The sequence below is a fragment of the Bradyrhizobium altum genome (assembly GCF_020889705.1).
In the GTDB taxonomy this organism is placed as follows: domain Bacteria; phylum Pseudomonadota; class Alphaproteobacteria; order Rhizobiales; family Xanthobacteraceae; genus Bradyrhizobium; species Bradyrhizobium altum.
In genome coordinates this window covers 1-18,927 of the sequence record NZ_JACMYP010000042.1, presented here as the reverse complement: position 1 = coordinate 18,927, position 18,927 = coordinate 1, and the positions used below count along the sequence as shown (strand labels likewise).

Sequence of the window (18,927 nt, the reverse complement as noted above, 5' to 3'; positions counted from 1 at the left end):
TATGACAAAAGCGCTGCCAAGCTCACGCCAGGCGGCGGGCGGCCACGAGAACGCCAAGACAAAGCGAAGACAAAAACGATCCGTTCCTGGGGAGGAGCATCATCATGATCTCGAAGCACGTGAACCGCCGCATCGTGTTGCGGTCGTCGGCTGCTGCTGCGGCGTGGCTCGCTGCCGCGCCCGCGATCATCGGCCGCGCGCAGGCCGCGACCATGAAGATGCGGTGCTCGTCGTCGCTCCCGAACGATCCCAAATATGCCAACGGCCGCGTCTACTACGACAACCTCGTCAAGAGCCTGAAGACGAACGGGCTCGGCGAGCAGATCGAGGTCACCTTCTTCCCCGACAACCAGCTCGGCCAGGAGATCGACGTCATCAACTCGGTGAAGCTCGGGGTGATCGACCTGATGGTCTCGGGCTCGTCGATCTCGGCGAACCTCGTGCCGTTGGTCGGAACTTTCGATCTCGGCTACCTCTTCACCAGCTACCAGCAGCAGACCAGGGCGTTCGACGCCGGCGCGGCGAAGCCGATCGAGGACGCGCTGCTCAAGGGCGGCAGCATCCACATCATCGCCTGGGCCTACAATTTCGGCGCCCGCAGCGTGCTGGCGAAGAAGCCGGTGAAGACGCCGGAAGATCTCGCCGGCCTGAAGATCCGCACGCTGCCCAACCCGATCATCACCGAATGCCTGCGCCTGATGGGGGCCGCCGCAACGCCGCTGGCGTTCGGCGAGATCTATACGGCGCTGCAGGCCGGCGTGCTCGACGGCCTTGAGCACGATCCGCCGACCATTCTGGCGAGCAAGTTCTACGAGACGGCGAAGCACTACGCGCTGACCCAGCATATCTTCTCGCCGCTCGCGGTCTATTTCAGCGACACCACGTTCAACCGCATGGCCCCCAAGCTGCGCGACGGCTTTCTCGACGCGGCGAAGCAGGCCGCGACCGACACCCGCGCGCATGGGCTCGCGGTGGAGAAGGAGGGACTGGCGACCCTGGTGGAGAAGGGTGTTACCGTCGTCGAGTGCGACAAGGAGGCGTTCCGCAAGCGCGTGCTGCCGCAAACCGACAATTTCATCAAGGCGCGGCCCGAGGCGAAGGCCGTCGTCGATCTGATCCGCGCCACCCAGGCCTGAGGTCGGCGCATGTCAGTCGCCGCAGTTGCTACGAGAAGCAGCACCGATCGGATCACGGCGCCGCTGCTCGGCATCAGTGATGCGATCGCCGCGGTCCTGCTCGCTGCCGATCTCGTGGTGGTCTGCGTCTCGGTGCTGGCCCGCTTCCTGTTCAACGCGCCGGTCGAGTGGTCCGACGACGTCGCCCGCGGCCTGATGGTCGGGTCGAGCTTCTTCGGTGCGGCGAGCGCGCTCGCGCGCAGCGAGAATCTCGGTGTCGCCTTCTTCGTCGACATGCTGCCGCCGGGCGTGCGGCGGATCGTCGACGCGGTCGGGGCGCTGCTCGTCACCATCATTGCGGCCTACGTCGCGTTCAACGCCATCAAGATGGGCTGGCTGACCACCGGGCAGACCTCGGGCTCGGGGCTGCCGCTGGAGTGGACGTTCTATCCGATGGGCGTCGGCGCGGCGTTCATGACCATCTTCGCGTTCGAGACGTTCTGCGGCCGGACGTTGCGAGACATGGTGGCAGGCATCGTCGCGACTGCCGTCATCGCGGGTCTCTATCTGGCCTGGGATGCATTCGCGCCGTCGTCGGTGCCATCGTCGCAGACGTTGATGCTGGTCGGCTTCTTCCTCACGCTGTTCGGCGGACTGCCGATCGGCTTTGCGCTGGCACTGGCGGCGCTGATCTTCATCTGGGTGGAAGGCACGTTGCCTGGCGTGATCTTCGCCCAGCAGATGGCGCGCGGTATCGACAATTTCGTGCTGCTGGCGATCCCGTTCTTCATCCTGGTCGGCTATCTGATGGAAGCCAACGGCATGTCGGTCCGGCTGATCGAGCTGTTGCAACGCGCGGTCGGACGGATGCGCGGCGGGCTCAACGTCGTGATGGTGATGTCGATGGTGCTGTTCTCCGGCATCTCGGGCTCGAAGATGGCGGATGTTGCGGCGGTCGGTTCGGTGCTGATCCCGGCGGCGCGCCGCTCACGGCAGAACCCGGGCGGGGCGGTGGCGCTGCTCGCGGCCTCCGCCGTGATGGCGGAAACCATTCCGCCCTGCATCAACCTGATCATCCTCGGCTTCGTCGCCAACCTGTCGATCGGCGGCCTGTTCGTCGCTGGCATGCTGCCGGCCGCGCTGATGGCGCTGGCGCTGATCGCGGTGTCGATCATTTTCGGCAAGCGTCCGGCCGCGAACGTCGAAGCCGAGCCGCGCGCCGCGGTGTCGGGCTTGTGGACCGGCGCGATCGCCTCGTTCGGGCTGATCTTCATGATCTTCTTCGGCTTCAAGAGCGGCTTCGCCACCGCGACCGAGATCTCGGCCTTCGCCGCGGTCTATGCCATCGCCGTCGGCAGCCTGCTGTTCCGCGAGCTCGGCGTGAAAAGCCTGGCGCACTGCTTCGTGCAATCCGCAACGCGCTCGGGACTGGTGCTGTTCATCGTCGCCGCGGCGCAATCGCTCGCCTTCATCCTGACCTTGCAACAGGTGCCGCACGCGGTCGGCGACCTCATGCTGGCGATCTCGGGCAGCCATGGCGTCTGGCTGTTCATGCTGCTGTCGATCCTGGTGCTGGTGGTGATGGGCTCGGTGCTGGAAGGCGCCGCGGCGCTGATCATCTTCGGCCCGCTGCTGCTGCCGGTGGCCGTCAAGCTCGGCGTCGATCCCCTGCATTTCGGCGTCGTGCTGGTCATCGCGATGGGGCTCGGCCTGTTTGCGCCACCACTCGGGCTTGGCCTCTACGGCGCCTGCCTGATCGGCAATGTGCCGATCGAGCAGACCATCAAGCCGATCGCGGGCTATCTCGGCCTGCTGTTGCTGTGCCTGCTGGTGATCGCCTTCGTGCCGGCCATCAGCACGGCCTTGCCGCATGCGCTCGGCTATTAGGGGAGTGGAAGCGTGAAGGTGCTGCTCGCCCATACCCCGCAAATGCGCCGCGACTATTACGGCGAGCGCAGCCTGAACGGCCTGCGCGCGGTCGCTGACGTCGAACTTCACGAGGGCGACAAGGCCCTCGATGCAACCGCCCTCGTCGAGGCCGCGGCCGACGCCGACATCATCGTCGCCGATCGCATGACCCAGGGGCCAGGCGCGATCTTTCCGGTTCTGCCGAAGCTGCGCGCCTTCGTGCGCTGCGCGGTCGATATCCGCAATATCGACGTGGCCGCGGCATCCGCCGCCGGCGTGCTGGTGACGCAGGCGAGCGCCGGCTTCGTGCAATCGGTCGCCGAACTCGCGGTCGGCTTCATGGTCGACCTGTCGCGCGGTGTCTCGCGGGCCACTGCGGACTATCACGCGGGCCGGGCGCCCGAGGTCGTGATGGGCCGCCAGCTTGCGGGAAGCGCGATCGGCATCATCGGCTATGGCAGCATCGGGCGCTATCTTGCCGGCCTTGCCAAGGCGCTCGGCATGACTGTGCTGGTCGCCGATCCCTTTGCGGCCATCGACGATGTGCTGATCGCGCATCTGCCGCTCGACGATCTGCTGGCGCGCGCCGACTACGTCGTCTGCCTCGCGATCGCCAATGCGCAGACCGAGAACCTGATCGGGCAGGCGGCGCTGGCGCGGATGCAGAAGCACGCGTTCTTCATCAACCTGTCGCGCGGCAATCTCGTCGACGAGGCGGGGCTGGCGGCCGCGCTGCGCGATGGCCGCATTGCGGGCGCGGCGATGGATGTCGGCCGCGCGCCCGACCAGATGCCGGCGCCGGAGCTTGCGAAGCTCGGCAATGTCATTGCAACGCCGCATGTCGGCGGCCTGACGCCGCAGGCCATCGAGCATCAATCGTCGGAGACCGTGCGCCAGGTCGCGAAGATCGTCGCCGGAGAAATACCTGTCGGAGCTGTCAATGCCGAGCACTGGACGCGGCGGCCTCGGCCATGAAAGTTCAGCTGATCCCAATGCTATCGGAAGGGCTGGACAAGACCTTTACATCCAGCTCAAACTTGAGCCCGTAAAACCGCGGCCAAAGAGCGTGCGGACAATCAATCAACGGACGTCCCGCAACAAACGACGGGCGCCGAGAGGGAAACAGGGAGTGCATCACATGGCCATTTCACGCCGGGACGTTTTGTTGGGCAGCGCCGGTGCATTGGGCGCCGCATCATTCTCCTTCCCGGCCCCGGCCATCGCGCAATCCGAACCGATCAAGATCGGCTGTCTCGCGGCGATCACCGGGCCGAGCTCGGCGCCGACCGTCGGCTTCAACCGCGGCGTCAATTTCGCCGTCGATGCCATCAACGGTGCGGGCGGGGTGAAGGGCCGCAAGATCGAGCTCGTGATGCGCGACACCCAGGGCGACCCGACCAAGGCTGTCAACGCCACGCAGGAGCTGATCAGCCAGGCCAAGGTCCACGCGATCTGGGGGCCGCTGAATTCGGGCGAGGCGCTGGCGACGACGCCGATCATGGCGCGCGCCAAGATGCCCGATTTGCACCCCTGCGTGGTCGAGACCCTGATCGATCCGGTCAAGTTCCCCAACGCGTTCCGCATTGCGCCGTCGAACAATCAATGGGACGACGCAGTGCGCAATTATTGCCTCAAGATCCTCAAGGTGAAGAAGGTCGCGGTGATCGGCGACACCACCGGCTATGGCGTCACCGCGGTCGGCGCTTCCGTCGCAGCGTTCAAGAAGGACGGCGCCGAGGTCGTCTATCAGGCCAATGTCGACGCCACGCAGCCCGACATGACGCCGGACATGCTGCGCGCCAAGAACGCCGGCGCCGAGGCGATCGTGGTGTGGAGCGTGTCGACCGGCATGGAGGCGCGCATGTTCAACACCCGCGCCGCGATGAGCTGGGATGTTCCCTTCGTCGGACACCCCTCGCTCGCATCGGGCGAGCTCGCGAGCCTGGTCGCTAAGCCGGAGAACTGGAAGAAGGTCTACGCGATCGGCTACAAGAGCTGCAGCTATGACAGCGCCGGCAAGCTGCCGCCGAACAGCGCCGATCTGGTCGCGCGGCTGACCAAGGCCAACATCGCGCTGAACGACACGCTGCTGTGGTGGATCGCCGGCGGCATCGATTGCATCGAGCTGATCGCCAAGGCGGTCGCGGAAAGCGGCTCGACCGACAGCGCCGGCATCGTCAACTACTGGAACTCGCTGTCGACCTATCGCGGCTATTTCGGCAATTACCGCTTCTCGCCGACCCAGCATAACGGCTATCTGACCGAAGAGATCGTGATGTCGGAAGCCTCGACCGCCAAGGACGGCACCTTCGCGCTGGCGCCGGGATACACATAGCAGGGCGAGGGCGCAGCCGATGCTGGCCTCGATCCTTGCATCCGGTCTCGCGGCGGGCGCGATCTACGCGCTGGTCGGCGTCACCTACAACACGATGTTCTCGACCTCGCGGGTGATGAGCTTCACCGCCGGCCAGCTCGCGATGCTGGGAGGCGTGTTCGGCTCGATGTTTACGCTGAAGCTCGGCCTGCCGATCGGTGTCGGCTTCGTGCTGACGCTGTTCTGTTGTGCGGTGATCGGGATCATCACCGAATTCGTCGCGGTGCGGCCGGTGCTCAAGAGCCTCGACCAGCATCTCTACGTGCTCTCGACCCTGGCGGTCGCGCTGATGATCCAGCAGGTCACCGCGATCAAATGGGGCACCGAGCCGCAACCGTTCCCGCGCATCGCAGGATTCGGCGAGGGCGTTTGGGACGAGAAATTCTGGCTGCCGGTCGCCGCCTGCGCCGTCACCATCATCGGCCTTGAGTATCTCTACCGCCGCACCCTGGTCGGCCGCGCGTTCCTGGCCATCGCGGAGGACAATTTCGCGGCGCGGGCGCTCGGCCTGCCGGAGCGCAATCTGCGCGTCGCAAGCTACGCGCTTGCCGGTGTGGTCGGCGGCATCGCCGGATTCTCCGGCGGGCAGTTGCTGCTCGCCTTCTTCGCCAATGGCGCGCTGCTGAATTTCTACGGCTTCGTGCCGGTGGCGCTGGGCGGGCTCGGCAACAACCGAGGCGCGATCATCGGCGGGCTGGCGCTCGGCCTGTTCCAGCAGGCGGCGAACTTCCTGGTCGGCGGTATCTTCTCCTCGGTCGCGGTGTTCACGCTGTTCATCGTGGTGTTGCTCGCAGCTCCTCAGGGACTGTTCGGCAGTTCCACCGCGCGGAGGGTGTGATGACCTCGGTCGCAGCCGCGCCGCCCCGAACCGACAGCGGCGCCTGGCGCGCGGCGCTGCCGCACATCCTGCCGTTCATCGGTATCTTGGTCGTAGCGGTGCTGCTGCCCTTCGTCAGCAACGACTATTGGGTGCTGATCGGCACCCGCGCCGCGATCTACTGGGTGCTGGTGTCGGGCCTCAATCTCGTCGTCGGCTTCGCGGGGCATCTCGCGATCGGTTATGTCGCGCTGCTGACGCTCGGCGCCTACACGACCAGCGTGCTGGTCGCCGGCAACGTGATGCCGGCGATTCCGGTGTTTGCCGCCTTGCCGGTCGCAGGCCTCATCGGCGCGATCTTCGGCGTCATCGTCGGGCTGCCGGCCTTGCGTCTGCGCACCTTCTACTTCGCGATGTCGACGCTCGGCTTTGCGACCATCGTGACCCAGATCGCGCTGGCCTGGCAGAGCGTGACCGGTGGCGGCATCGGCATTACCGGTCCGGAATTCCCGGCGCCGTTCAACACGCCGTGGGGCTTCTATGGCCTCTGCATCGCGTTTGCCGCGTTCACCACCTGGATGAGCGCCAATGTCGCGCGCAGCCGGTTCGGCCGCGCCTTGATCGCGGTGCGCGACGCCGAGGTCGCCGCCGAAGCCAGCGGCATCTCCAAGCCGAACATGCTGATCGCGATCTTCCTGTTCGCCGGGGCGCTGGCGGCAATCGCCGGCGGATTGTTCGCGACCCTGCAAACCTACATCACGCCCGATGCCTTCACCTTCGATCTCTCGGTGCTGTTCTTCATCGCGATCCTGATCGGCGGCCGCGGCTCGATCCTCGGACCGATGCTCGGTACCATCATTCTGACCATCCTGCCGGAGATCGCCGCGCCGCTCGCGGCCTGGTCGACCTTTCTCTACGCGGTGCTGCTGCTGCTGATCGTGCTGGTGATGCCCGGCGGCATCGCGGCGCTGCTCGATTTCCGCAACCGCCGTCCGCTCGCCAGCAACCGTGCCATCGTTCCGCGCCCGGCCGCGCTCGCCGACATCGTGCGCCGGCGCAACGGCGGCAGGACGCTGCAACTGCGCGGCATCGCGCTCAGCTTCGGCAATGTGAAGGCGATCGACGGCCTCGACCTCGATGTCGCACCCGGCCAGATCCATGGCCTGATCGGTCCGAACGGCAGCGGCAAGACCACGACGCTGAACGTGATCTCGGGCTATTACGGCGCGAAGGCCGGCAGCATGACGCTCGGCGACGCAGTCTTGCCCGCGGGCCAGCCGGTCAGCCGTGCGGCGTGCGGCATCGCGCGCACCTTCCAGACGCCACGCGTGATCGGCGAAGCCTCGGTGCTGGAGAACGTCATGATCGGCGGCTCGATCGAGGGTAGGGCCAACTTCGTTGAGACGATGCTCGCATTGCCGCGCAGCGGCGCCGATGAGCGCATGCTCGCCGCAAAGGCCCGCGCGCTGCTCGGTGTCGTCGGCCTCGAGGCGCTCGCCGATGTGCGCGCCGACCGTCTGCAGCACAGCGAGCTGCGCTTCATCGAGATCGCGCGCGCCCTGATGCTCGATCCGGATTTCCTGCTGCTCGACGAGCCCGCGGCGGGCCTCTCCAACGACGAGATCGAGCGGCTGGCGACCCTGATCAAGGCGGTCTGCGCCCGCGGCACCGGCGTGCTGCTGGTCGAGCATCATGCCGACCTGATCTTCGATATCTGTCACCAGGTCACCGTGCTCAATCTCGGCCGCACGCTGGCTGCGGGAACGCCGGCGGAGATCCGCGTCCACAAGGAGGTCGTCAGTGCTTACCTCGGCGGCTGAACCTCTGCTTGACGTGCGCGCGCTGGAGTCCGGCTACGGTAAGATCCGCGTGCTGCACGGCATCGACATGACGATTTCCGCCGGCGAGGTCGTCGCATTGCTCGGTCCGAACGGTGCCGGCAAGACCACGCTGCTGCGCGCGATGTCGGGTCTGTTGCCGGTCAATGCCGGGCAAGTGCGGTTCGGCGGACGCGACATGACCAACGCCACGCCGCGCGATGCCGCGCGTGCCGGGCTCGTGCATGTGATCGAAGGCCATCGCGTGTTCACGCAGATCTCTGTGACCGACAATCTGCTGCTCGCCGGCTACGACCTGCCGCGCGCTGAACGCGCCGCGCGGATCGAGGAGGCGCTGTCGTTCTTCCCCGAGATCGCCGAGAAGCGGCACGAGCGCGGCGGCGCACTGTCGGGCGGGCAGCAGCAGATGTTGACGGTGGCGCAGGGCCTGGTCCGCCGGCCGCGGCTGTTGATGCTCGACGAGCCCTCCGCGGGACTGTCGCCGGTGCTGGTCGATCGCGTCCTCAACGTCATCGGCCGGTTGCGCGAGCAGGGCACCTCGGTGCTGCTGGTCGAGCAGCTGCTCGAGAAGGCGCTGGCGTGCGCCGATCGGGTCTACGCGTTGGTGCAGGGGACGATCGCGCTGGAGGCCGTGACCGGCGAGGGCGACCTCGCGCGCCGGCTCGAGCGCGCTTATTTCGGCCATGAAAGCCACGCGCTGGCGTAGGGTGGTCGTTCCGATGTCTTCGGCGCGGAGTCCCGCAGGGTCGAACGCTTGCTAGCGGAAGTAGGTGAGGAACTCCGTCGAATCGATTGGCTTCGCAATGGAAGGCTTCTCGGTCCTTTCCGGGTTCTCCTTCACGACGACGTACATGTCGATGAGCTTCGCGCCGGAGAGATTGCGCTCGACCATCGCTCCGCTATCCATGTTGATTGCGGACGCGCCGCAGTCGTGGAAAACCACCGTGCCGTAGTCCGGGAGCTGCAGCGGAGTTGGATTTCCCGGGAGGGCCGACCTCTCCATCACCCATTCCGTCGTTGCGCCGGGAATCTTGAAGGGTTGCCCCAGTTGCGTCAGAGGCGCGGTTTGAAAGAACTGCACGGAGCGACTGGTCGTGAGGTTCGTGATCACGAACGACACCCCGGTGCGATCGGGCGCCACCTGCATGAGGCACATGATCAGATCGCCGGCATGAATCTTCGGTGACACGAGCGTGATGGGATGCGCTTGGGCGGGGTCGCCCCTGACCCACCATTGCCACCACGCGAAGAACGACGTCGTTGGGCTGCCCGCGCCCATGGCAGGGTCGATGTTCTGCGCGGTACCAATTTGCGGCAGCGTCGATCGGTAGTACCGACGTTGTCCATCAAAGCCGATCCACGTCGAACTGTGATATCTTTCGCTGGCCCGGCCGCTCGCCGGCTGGGTTGGCGTCGGCACCTGAAACTTCCCCCAGACCGACGAGAATACGGTTCCATCCCTCGGCGTGATGTAGGCACCGGACCAGTTGAGGCTGCTTTCCCGCCGCGGCGATTGGTCGAAAGATCGGCGGAGGCCCGCGGTGACAGGGGAGAGCACTTGGAAATCGAAGGCCTCGAACGCCACTGTCGGACTAAACATCTTCTGCCAGAATGCATACTCGGCCGGCTGCAGCACCGGGTCCGGCCGTCGTGGAAAACCGAGCGCCTTCAACTCGTCCTGCGAGGCGACCATCGTGCGAAATCCGGTGGGAGGAAGAACGCTGGTCGTCGAATTCTTGATGACCTTCTTCAGGCCTTCGATGTCGTATGTGGGGCTCCGCCCGTCCCGGATGCTCATTGCCATTCGCCTGCGGCAGCCGTGATGGCGCTGTCAAACATCGGCACGATGGCTGGCGTCAGAATGACGGTATCCAGCAGATCGGCGATTCTGGCGCCGCCTTCTGAATCCTTCGGATAATGCACGCCGGCAATCTCGCGGTTTCTGGCGATCGAATCCGCCAGAATCGACAGGTCGGATTTCCATACGGCCTGGTCAGCCGCAGACATCGCCGTCGCGGCGAACACCCTGAGCATGCAGTTCTTCATGAAATGCGCCTGGGTGGAATGCCCGCTTGGCCAGGATGAGTGGCCGGGGACCTGGATCGGTGGCAGCAATGCGGGACAAATCTGCGACGGCCGAGGCAAATCGTACTTGTCCTTGAAATACAATGCCGCAAAGGACCCAATCAAACTCGCGATATTCAACAGGCGCCAGGTTTGCGTATGCGAGCCGGGCCTCGCGGTCAGCACAGCCAGGAAATCCGTGAAAAATTCAACGTCCTGCGAGAGGATCAGGCCCATTGCATCCGGCCGTTCATCCCGCGCGGCGAGCACAAGGTTGTCTATTTGCGCGGTATAGTCGGCGACCAGGTCGTTCCGGATCTGCGTGAGGGTGGCGTCGGCGTCGACGGTCGCTGCCCAGCCGGGGACATTCGCGATGAACTGATGCAGGACACGCCACGCATACCAGTTTGCAGACCATTGTCGGCTGCCGAAATGCGCCGGCGGCGTCCGCCGCAGGCTGCCTAGCTCGTCGGTGCCCGAGGGGTCGAGCCTTGTGACGAACGGCAAGTCGACGCGGTCCGAAATAAACCAACCACCCCCTCCGACGTTGCCGGTGTTTCCCGTATTGCCGGTGTTTCCGGTATTTCCGGTATTGCCCGTGTTACCCGTGTTGCCTGTCATTGACGTCTCTCCCTTGTTTGGCAGTTGTCGTCAGCAATACCAGTCAATCAGGAAGCTCCGCCGATCGCAGGTGGCCGAGCCAGGTTTCCAACGCCTCGCCACGAAACGGGCAGCGTGGCGCGTAGGACGAAATACGGAATCCTGGTTGAATTTCCAGGTAGCGGCGTGCCGCCTCCGCTGCTTCTTCACGACGGCCCAAGGCGCCGAGCGTGACGATGAGCAAGCGATGATTGAAGCGAATAAGTCCGTTACGGTTCAGTGCGCCGCGCACCCACTCCAATGCCTGCTCATAGTCGCCATTCACGTAGTGAGCCTGGGCGAACAATCCCTCGTGCCAGAACGAGCGCGCGTCGAGCGGCGAGAGCCGGACGCCCTGCTCACCTTGGCGCAGGGCGGCAGGGCCGTCACCAAGAAAGCCGGATGTTGCGCTCGCCATGGTCCAGGCCATGGCTGAACTCGGGCCGGCGGCAATAGCGCGGTCGAGGGCAATCCTTGCGCTTTGAAAGTCATGCAGCAAAAATGACTGGACGTGACCATACACCGCCAACGCGAATGCGTCGTCGCCGCCTCGTTCGATAGCCTCCTTGGCATATCGCGCACCGGCGACGACATCACCCTCGGGATCCGGCGATCCCATTTCCCCGATCCGGAACACATACCACAGCGCGACGTAGGAATAGGCCAACGCAAAATTAGGGTCGTATGAAATGGCTTGCTCGAGCAGGCCCCGCGCCTTGGAAAAGGAATCGTAGTCCATCCGGTACAACAAATCGAGCGCCTGCAACACGAGATCGTAGGCGGTCAGGTTCTGCGGGTGTTTGCGCATCGATCGCATCAGCTCGCGCTCGCGAACCTGCGGCGCGATTTGTCTTACAACATTGATGGCGATCCGATCCTGAAGCGCAAAGAGTTCGCGAAGGTCGCCTTCGTGCAAATCCGAACGAATGACTTCGCCCGACTCGGCGTCGCTGAGCTCGGTCACGATACGGACCGAGGTCATCGTCCTCTGAATCCCTCCATAGAGGACATAGCGAACCCCGAGCCGACGCCCGATCTCGCGCACGTCAATATTGCGGCCGCTAAAGCCAAGGCTGGACCCGCGTGATACGACGAAAAGCTCCTTGAGCCCGGCAAGGCCGCGAATGATGTCGTCGACAACACCATCGGCGAAATACCCTTCTTCCGGGGTGGCCAGGTTCATTCGGAACGGCAGAACGGCAATCGAGGGACGAGGTTCCGAGCCCACCGGGGCTTCGCCAACAAGCTTCGCGGGCTGCATGGGTCGGTGGAGCGCATACACGCGGACAGGCCGACCCATATTGCGAAGATGCAGATCGCCAAGATCAATCACGCTGACGTCCAGGTCCTGCCCGATCTGCTCCGCAACGGCTCCCGAAACCACGACGCCGCCCGCTTGCGCATAGTTCTGAAGGCGCGCCGCGATGTTCACGCCCTCGCCATAGACGTCATCTTCTTCAACGATGATATCCGCGGCGTTCAGCCCTATGCGAAAGCTGATGCGCTCGTCAGCGGGCATCCCGGCTGTATTCACGGCCAGAGCTTCCTGCAGCGAGAGGGCACACCGCGTCGCGTCGCGCGCGGTATCGAAGGTTGCAAGGAAGCCGTCGCCGGTATTCTTGATGATCCTACCGTTTTGCGCCGTGACGCCCGGGTCGAGGACTTCCGAGCGCAATCGCATCAGCCGGGTATGGGTGTTTTCCTCATGCGCCTCCATCAGGCGCGTATACCCGACCACGTCTGCCGCAAGGATTGCCGCAAGGCGTCGGCGAACTTCCGGGACCGATGGGGGCATCATATTATTGATACTTCTGCAAAATTTACTGATACGCGACTAAAATCTGGCACAAAGTACGGGACACCAACGCGAAAAGAATATCTTCATCAAGATCATAAAGGAAGGCTCCATCCGGATGGGTATGCGAACCGAGTGGGCTGGTACAGTATGATGTTTGCAACCTTTGTTCGCGGATGCGCAATCGCGAAATGGGGGCGGTGCGAGCCATGCAGCCATTCGCGCCTTGAGCATGCAACGCAACTGCGCCCCTTGACTTCATGGCTGGATCATCGTCGCGGAGAAACTCGTCACCTTTGATTGCGTCAATGCGGGAATGGTGTTTCTCCCTTCTTCCCGCCGATCATGGGCGAGTTTGGCCGGGAGCGCGGCGTTACCGCTGGCGCGATCGCCATCGTCGTATCCACTGCTGCTGGTCGTCCGATGGAGCGTGCTCGGAATTCCGGCAGGCAACGGAAAGTCAGCTGACATGGCCGAGGTATCGACATCGCGCGCAAGTCTGCCGCTCTGGGCCTGACTGTCTATGAATTGCTTCACACAGTCCGGCGGTTGATTTGAGCAAATTGACGCGGCCTGATGGAATACACTCGCTTGAAGCCACTTTATCGGTCGATGGGGCTTGACCGTCAGCGGGGCGCGGGCTGAAACAGATATTCGTCCTCTAACCCTGGCAACTCAGACCCCCATGCGACTTCCCTTCTTCTATGGCTGGGTCATCGTCGCGGTGACCTTCGTCACCATGGCGATCGGCGTCAACGCGCGGACGGCATTCTCGCTGTTCTATCCGCCGATCATCTCCGAATTCGGCTGGGAGCGCGGCGTCACCGCGGGCGCATTCTCGTTCGGCTTTGTCGCTTCCGCGATCGCGAGCCCGCTGATCGGCCGGCTGATGGACCGCAGCGGTCCGCGTGCGGTGATGGAGCTCGGTGTGCTCTTGATGGGCTCCGGCCTGCTGCTGGCGCCGCTGACGACGCAACCCTGGCATCTCTATCTCACCATCGGCGTGCTGGTTGGTTCCGGCAGCGTCTGCCTCGGCTATTCCGGCCAATCGCTGTTCGTGCCGAACTGGTTCATCCGCCGCCGTGGCCTCGCAATCGGGCTCGCCTTCGCCGGTGTCGGCATCGGCTCGGTGACGCTGCTGCCATGGGTGCAGCACATGATCGAGCACACCGGTTGGCGCACCGCCTGCACAGCAATGGGGATCGTGGTGCTGGTCGTGCTCGCGCCGATCAACCTGTTGCTGCACAAGAAGCCGGAGGACATCGGCCTGCAGCCGGACGGCGATGCGGCGCCGACGGCGACGTCGCCCAGGCCGGCATCGAACATCGTCGATCCGGTGTGGGCCGGCACCGACTGGACGCTGTCGCGTGCGCTGCGCACCGCGCGGTTCTGGTGGATCGCGACCGGCTATTTCTGCGGCCTGTACATCTGGTATGCGGTGCAGGTGCACCAGACCAAATTCCTGCTCGACATCGGCTTCAGCTCCAATGTCGGCGTCTGGGCGCTGGGCGTCGTCAGCCTGCTCGGCATTCCCGGCCAGATCTGGCTCGGGCATCTCTCCGATCGCATCGGACGAGAATGGGTGTGGGCGATCTCGTGCTTGGGCTTCGTGATCTGCTTCGCCGCGCTCGCCGCCTTGAAATACTGGCCGAGCATGGCGCTGATCTATCTCATGGTCTTCACGCAGGGCGCACTCGGCTATGGCCTGACATCGGTGATGGGACCGGTGGTGCTCGAGATCTTCCAGGGCAAGCAATACGGCAGCATTTTCGGCACCGTGATGCTGGCCGCGCTCGCCGGCGGAGCCGCCGGCCCCTGGATCACAGGCCAGCTCTACGATCTCTCGGGCAGCTATACCAGCGCGTTCCTGCTCGGCATTGCCGTCAGCCTGCTGTCGGCGTTCGCGATCTGGCAGGCTTCGCCGCGCAAGGTCCGCGCCGTCGCCGGCCAGATGCACAAGGCCGCCAGCGCGGCCTGACACATCAGGCGGATGAAACGCCGATTGCCCGCTGCAGGTCGGTAATCGCGCGCAGGCAACTGTCGGCGGGCGTGGTCTCCGGATCGATCAGGCGGTGCAGGCGGAAACCATCTTCCAGCGCCAGCACGATCGCGCCGGTCCAGTCCGGATTGAGTCTGGCGTTCCTGCCGCTATTCTTCTGCGCGGTCTCGACGATGTCGGCGATCAGCTTGCGCCGCGCGCGCAGGCGCTTGGCGAGTTCGGGCCGGCGCTTCTCGGCGCGCGCCACGAACAGGATCATCTCCATATGCAGGAGAGGCGAGCGGCCGAGCGGATCCTGCCGGCCGCGGTCCACGGTGCGCAATGCCTCCAGGAAGTCGGCCAGGTCCTTGTGCTTGGCGAGCAAATCGAGATTGCGCCGGATCGATTGCTCGACGTGATCCTCGAGCATCGCGAAGATCAGCTCGTCCTTGCTCTTGAAGTTCGAGTAGAAGGCGCCGCGCGTGAAACCCGCCGCAGCCGCGATCGCCTCGATGCTGGCGCCGCCGATTCCCTGTTCCTCGAACACCCGCGCCGCCGCCTCGAACAGCTTCTCGCAGGTGTCGTCCCGTGTCGGTCTGGTTCGAACCCTTGACATCTGCGCATTTTAGGGCAGAATGCAACTCGATACAAGAGTGTATCGAGTTGCATTTGCGGTTACTATAACCAGAGTTGCCAAAACCAGAATGGTCGCACCCGTGTTGGTGCGGTCTTGAGGATGACACCAAGGCGCGCCAGAGTGCAGGCACCGGCGTAGCGCACGAACGAGGTCACCATGAACGAGCAAGTTCAGCCGGCCAGCGGCGAGCCGCTTTTCAATCCACTGGCGCCCGAATTCATTCGCAATCCCTATCCGTACTATGAGCGGCTACGCCGCCTCGACCCGATGCATGTCAACGCGCACGGCGCCTTCGTCGCCAGCCGTCACGCGGAAGCCAGCCTCGTGCTGCGCGACAAGCGGTTCGGCAAGGATTACGTCGAGCGCTCGATCCGCCGCTACGGCCCCAAGATCATGGAGGAGCCGGTCATCCGCAGCATGAGCCACTGGATGCTGCAGCAGGACCCGCCCGACCACACCCGCCTGCGCGGCCTCGTCGTCAAGGCGTTCACTGCGCGCCGGGTCGAGGACATGCGTCCGCGCATCCAGCACGTCGTGGATGAGACGCTCGACCGCATCGTTCCGCAGGGAAAGATGGACCTGATCGAGGATTTCGCGTTCCGTCTGCCGGTGACGATCATCTGCGACATGCTCGGCATCCCCGAGGAGCATCGCGATGCCTTCTACAACGGCTCGCGCGACGGCGGACGCCTGCTCGAGCCGGTGCCGCTGACGGCGGAAGAGATCAAGCAGGGCAACGCCGGCAACGCGATGGCCGCGATGTATTTCCACCAGCTGTTCGAGCTGCGCCGCAAGCAGCCCGGTGACGACCTCACCACGCAACTGGTGCAGGCCGAGGAGAACGGCCAGAAGCTCACCAACGAGGAGCTCACCGCCAACATCATCCTGCTGTTCGGCGCCGGCCATGAGACCACCGTGAACCTGATCGGCAACGGCCTGCTCGCGCTGTTCCGCAACCCGGACCAGCTCGCGCTGCTGAAGGCCAATCCCGGCCTGATCACCAATGCGATCGAGGAATTCCTGCGCTACGATTCCTCGGTGCAGCTGACCGGCCGCGTCGCGCTGGAGGACATCGAGGATCTCGGCGGCAAGCGCATCCCGAAGGGCGAGAGCGTGCTGTGCCTGCTGGGCTCGGCCAACCACGACGAGGCGGTCTATCCCGACCATCCCGAGAAGCTCGACATCCAGCGGCCGAATGTGAAGCCTTTGTCGTTCGGCGGCGGCATCCACTTCTGCCTCGGTGCCCAGCTGGCGCGGATCGAGGCCGAGATCGCGATCTCGACGCTGCTGCGCCGGATCCCCGACCTGCGGCTCGATGACGCGGAAAATCCGGAGTGGCGGCCGACCTTCGTGCTGCGCGGGCTGAAGCGGCTCCCTGCGAGCTGGTGACATCCCGGACGCGCGGCAGGGCAGTAACCCTGCCGCGACGGCCGGTGTGCACGCACGCTTGAGCGGAAAACCGTCATCCGCCTGACGTCGCAGCGGTAATGCCGCTGTGACTTCGCCATACTTGTCTCTATATTTGGGTTGCTCCGGCCAAGGGTTGGCAAAGGGTTCAGCATAAGGAGGCTGCCGCGGAGCGGGCTCAAAGGGAGACACCGTGCAGACGACGCTGCTCGGCCTGGCAATCGCCTTCATTCTTGCGCTGGTGGCCGCGCTGGTCGGTCCGTATTTCGTTGACTGGAACCAGTTCAAGCCGCAGTTCGAGACGGAGGCGTCCAAGATCATCGGCATGCCGGTTCGTGTTGCCGGCAATCTCGACGCGCGTCTGCTGCCTGCGCCGTCGCTGCGGTTGAAAAACGTCACTGTCGGCGGCGCCAACGACCGTGGCAAGGTCCGCGCCACCAATCTCGACGTCGAGCTCAGCCTGAGCTCGCTGATGCGCGGCGAATGGCGCGCGAACGAACTCACCATCAACGGCGTGTCGCTCGATCTCGGGCTCGATCCGAAAGGGCGGATCGACTGGTCGCCGTCGAGCGGGAGCTTCAACCTGGCTTCGCTGGCGATCGACCGCCTCAATCTGACCGGCCGCATCGCACTGCACGATGCCGCAAGCAGCAGCACGCTCGAGCTGAACGACATAGCCTTCAGCGGCGATGTTCGCTCGCTTGCCGGCGCAGTCCGCGGCGACGGCAATTTCATGTTCGACGGCAACCGCTACCCGTTCCGGATTTCCTCGGGGCAAAGCGCCGACGGCAGCGGCACCCGCCTGCACTTCAACATCGATCCCGGCCAGCGGCCGGTGTCGGCCGATCTCGACGGCATCCTGACCTTCGAGGCCCGCGCACCGCGGTTCGAGGGGAGCGTGGCGCTGGCGGGCACGCCTGGCCAGCGCGGCGGCAGCGATATGCCGCCCTGGCGGATCACGGCCAAGGTCAAATCGGACTATTCGGCGGCACGTCTCGACCAGGTCGAAGTGAGCTATGGCGGCGAGGACCGCGCATTGAAGCTCGCAGGAAATGGCGATCTCCGGTTCGGCGCCTCGCCGCTGCTGCGCGCCGCGCTTTCGGCACGACAGCTCGATGGCGACAAGTTCGCCGCCAAGGATGGCGCCAAGGACGCCAACAACGGCAATGTCGAGCCGGTGCGCGTGCTGCCGGCGATGCGCGCGGTGTTGTCGGGCCTTCCGCAAAGCCCGATCCCGGCGCAGGTGGAGCTCACCTCCGAACAGATCATGCTCGGCGGCCGCCCGTTGCAGGACGTCTCGGCAGAGCTGCAATCGGATGCGAAATCATGGACCGTGCGCCGACTGGAGTTTCGCGCGCCGGGATCGACGCGGGTCTCGATGAGCGGCGCCAGCGCACAAGGGGGAGCCTCGAACAGCTTCAAGACCGCGCTCAACATCGAATCGTCCGACCCCGATACATTGATGAGCTGGCTGCAGGGGCGCAGCGACATCGCCTACCGCAGCCAGAAGCCGCTGCGATTGCGCGGCGACGTCACGGTGTCGCCGGCCGGTTTTTCGATCGACGCGATGAAGGCGGAAATCGAGAGCGGCACGGTCGAAGGCCGTGTCGCGGTTGTGCATCGCGAGGCGACGAGCGGCTCGAAGGTCGAGGCGCAGTTGAAGGCCGAGCGGCTCGATCTCGATGCGACCGCGACATTCATCCGCTCGCTGGCCGGCCCGCAAGCCGAATGGCCGGACGAGGCGCAGCTGTCGCTCGATGTCGGGCGCGCGATCTCCTCGGGGCAGGAATTGCGGCCGCTGCTCGCGAAGCTCGCCTACAGCCCGAAGAACATCGTGCTCGAGCGCATCAGGATCGGTCAGCCCGACAATGTCACTCTTGACGGCAGCGGCAATTTCGATCGCGCCAATTCGACCGGCAAGCTCGCCGTCGATGCGACCGCCGCGTCGCTTGGCCGGTTGACCGCTGTGGTTCAGCCGTTCGCGCCGGCGCTTGCCGCACGGCTCGGCGTGCTGCGTGCGGATACCGGTCCGGTCCGTGCCAGGCTCGCGCTCGACCTCGGCAAAGGCAAGGCCGCCGATCGTGTCAGCGCGCGCGCGACGGTCGATCTCGACACGCCGCAACTCAAGGGCAATACGGTGATCTCGGCGACGCCGCCGGTAGCTGCGATCCGTGCGCTGGATTTCGACGCACTTCGCAACAGCGACGTCACGGCCGAAGCGAAATTCTCCGCCAGCGAGGGCAATGCGCTGCTGGCGCTGCTTGGGCTTGACCGCGCGGTCGCAGCCGGTGCGGGTCCGACGCAGTTCGAGGGCACCGCGAGCGGCGCATGGCACGCGCCGTTGCGGCTGAGGGT

At 64.8% G+C, this 18,927-nt stretch carries 15 protein-coding genes; 10 read left to right on the top strand and 5 right to left on the bottom strand.

Going from position 1 to position 18,927, the window contains the following annotated elements; translation table 11 throughout:
- Positions 1–104 precede the first annotated feature (104 nt).
- The 7 genes from H8B02_RS13885 (at position 105) to H8B02_RS13855 (ending at position 8,758) form a co-directional block, all read left to right on the top strand.
- Positions 105–1,136 (top strand): TRAP transporter substrate-binding protein, encoded by a 1,032-nt coding sequence (locus H8B02_RS13885; RefSeq protein ID WP_229166758.1) that lies wholly within the window; start codon positions 105–107, stop codon positions 1,134–1,136.
- A 9-nt stretch (positions 1,137–1,145) separates the two neighbouring features.
- Positions 1,146–3,002 carry a TRAP transporter large permease gene (locus H8B02_RS13880; RefSeq protein ID WP_229166757.1) on the top strand — a complete coding sequence of 619 codons (1,857 nt, stop codon included), beginning with the start codon at positions 1,146–1,148 and terminating at the stop codon, positions 3,000–3,002.
- A gap of 12 nt (positions 3,003–3,014) precedes the next feature.
- A complete protein-coding gene (locus H8B02_RS13875) occupies positions 3,015–3,998 on the top strand; it encodes an NAD(P)-dependent oxidoreductase (RefSeq protein ID WP_229166756.1) in 984 nt (327 codons plus the stop codon).
- Between the two features lie 163 nt (positions 3,999–4,161).
- Positions 4,162–5,358, top strand: coding sequence for an ABC transporter substrate-binding protein (locus tag H8B02_RS13870; RefSeq protein ID WP_229166755.1), 1,197 nt, complete (start codon positions 4,162–4,164; stop codon positions 5,356–5,358).
- Positions 5,359–5,377: 19 nt separating this feature from the next.
- Positions 5,378–6,235: a branched-chain amino acid ABC transporter permease gene (locus tag H8B02_RS13865; RefSeq protein WP_229166754.1), complete on the top strand. Its 858-nt coding sequence runs from the start codon at positions 5,378–5,380 to the stop codon at positions 6,233–6,235.
- A complete protein-coding gene (locus tag H8B02_RS13860) occupies positions 6,235–8,034 on the top strand; it encodes a branched-chain amino acid ABC transporter ATP-binding protein/permease (RefSeq protein WP_229166753.1) in 1,800 nt (599 codons plus the stop codon). Before H8B02_RS13865 ends, H8B02_RS13860 begins: the two co-directional genes overlap by 1 nt.
- Positions 8,015–8,758: an ABC transporter ATP-binding protein gene (locus tag H8B02_RS13855; protein ID WP_229166752.1), complete on the top strand. Its 744-nt coding sequence runs from the start codon at positions 8,015–8,017 to the stop codon at positions 8,756–8,758. Before H8B02_RS13860 ends, H8B02_RS13855 begins: the two co-directional genes overlap by 20 nt.
- A gap of 51 nt (positions 8,759–8,809) precedes the next feature.
- Here the strand turns inward: H8B02_RS13855 and H8B02_RS13850 are convergent, their stop codons facing one another.
- The 4 genes from H8B02_RS13850 to H8B02_RS13835 all read right to left on the bottom strand — a co-directional run bounded on the left by H8B02_RS13850 (position 8,810) and on the right by H8B02_RS13835 (position 13,021).
- Positions 8,810–9,850, bottom strand: coding sequence for an A4/G1 family peptidase (locus H8B02_RS13850; protein ID WP_229166751.1), 1,041 nt, complete (start codon positions 9,848–9,850; stop codon positions 8,810–8,812).
- Positions 9,847–10,737: a phosphatase PAP2 family protein gene (locus H8B02_RS13845; protein ID WP_229166750.1), complete on the bottom strand. Its 891-nt coding sequence runs from the start codon at positions 10,735–10,737 to the stop codon at positions 9,847–9,849. Before H8B02_RS13845 ends, H8B02_RS13850 begins: the two co-directional genes overlap by 4 nt.
- A 43-nt stretch (positions 10,738–10,780) precedes the next feature.
- The gene (locus H8B02_RS13840; RefSeq protein WP_283842189.1) at positions 10,781–12,550 is read right to left on the bottom strand and encodes an adenylate/guanylate cyclase domain-containing protein; all 1,770 of its coding nucleotides are present in this window, start codon (positions 12,548–12,550) and stop codon (positions 10,781–10,783) included.
- 258 nt (positions 12,551–12,808) lie between these two features.
- Positions 12,809–13,021, bottom strand: coding sequence for a hypothetical protein (locus tag H8B02_RS13835; RefSeq protein ID WP_229166748.1), 213 nt, complete (start codon positions 13,019–13,021; stop codon positions 12,809–12,811).
- A 214-nt stretch (positions 13,022–13,235) separates the two neighbouring features.
- Here H8B02_RS13835 and H8B02_RS13830 point away from each other — a divergent pair, with 214 nt between their 5' ends.
- Positions 13,236–14,528, top strand: a complete 1,293-nt coding sequence (locus H8B02_RS13830) for an MFS transporter (protein ID WP_229166747.1) — start codon at positions 13,236–13,238, stop codon at positions 14,526–14,528.
- A 4-nt stretch (positions 14,529–14,532) separates the two neighbouring features.
- Here the strand turns inward: H8B02_RS13830 and H8B02_RS13825 are convergent, their stop codons facing one another.
- Complete coding sequence (locus H8B02_RS13825; protein ID WP_229166746.1) at positions 14,533–15,144, bottom strand: TetR/AcrR family transcriptional regulator; 612 nt, start codon at positions 15,142–15,144, stop codon at positions 14,533–14,535.
- 177 nt (positions 15,145–15,321) lie between these two features.
- On the opposite strand from H8B02_RS13825, the gene H8B02_RS13820 reads away from it, so the two are divergent.
- Entirely contained in the window at positions 15,322–16,554 is a 1,233-nt protein-coding gene (locus tag H8B02_RS13820; protein ID WP_229166745.1) for a cytochrome P450, read from the top strand.
- Between the two features lie 211 nt (positions 16,555–16,765).
- Positions 16,766–18,927 (top strand): AsmA family protein (locus H8B02_RS13815; protein WP_229166744.1); only part of this gene is annotated, 2,162 nt, incomplete at its 3' end.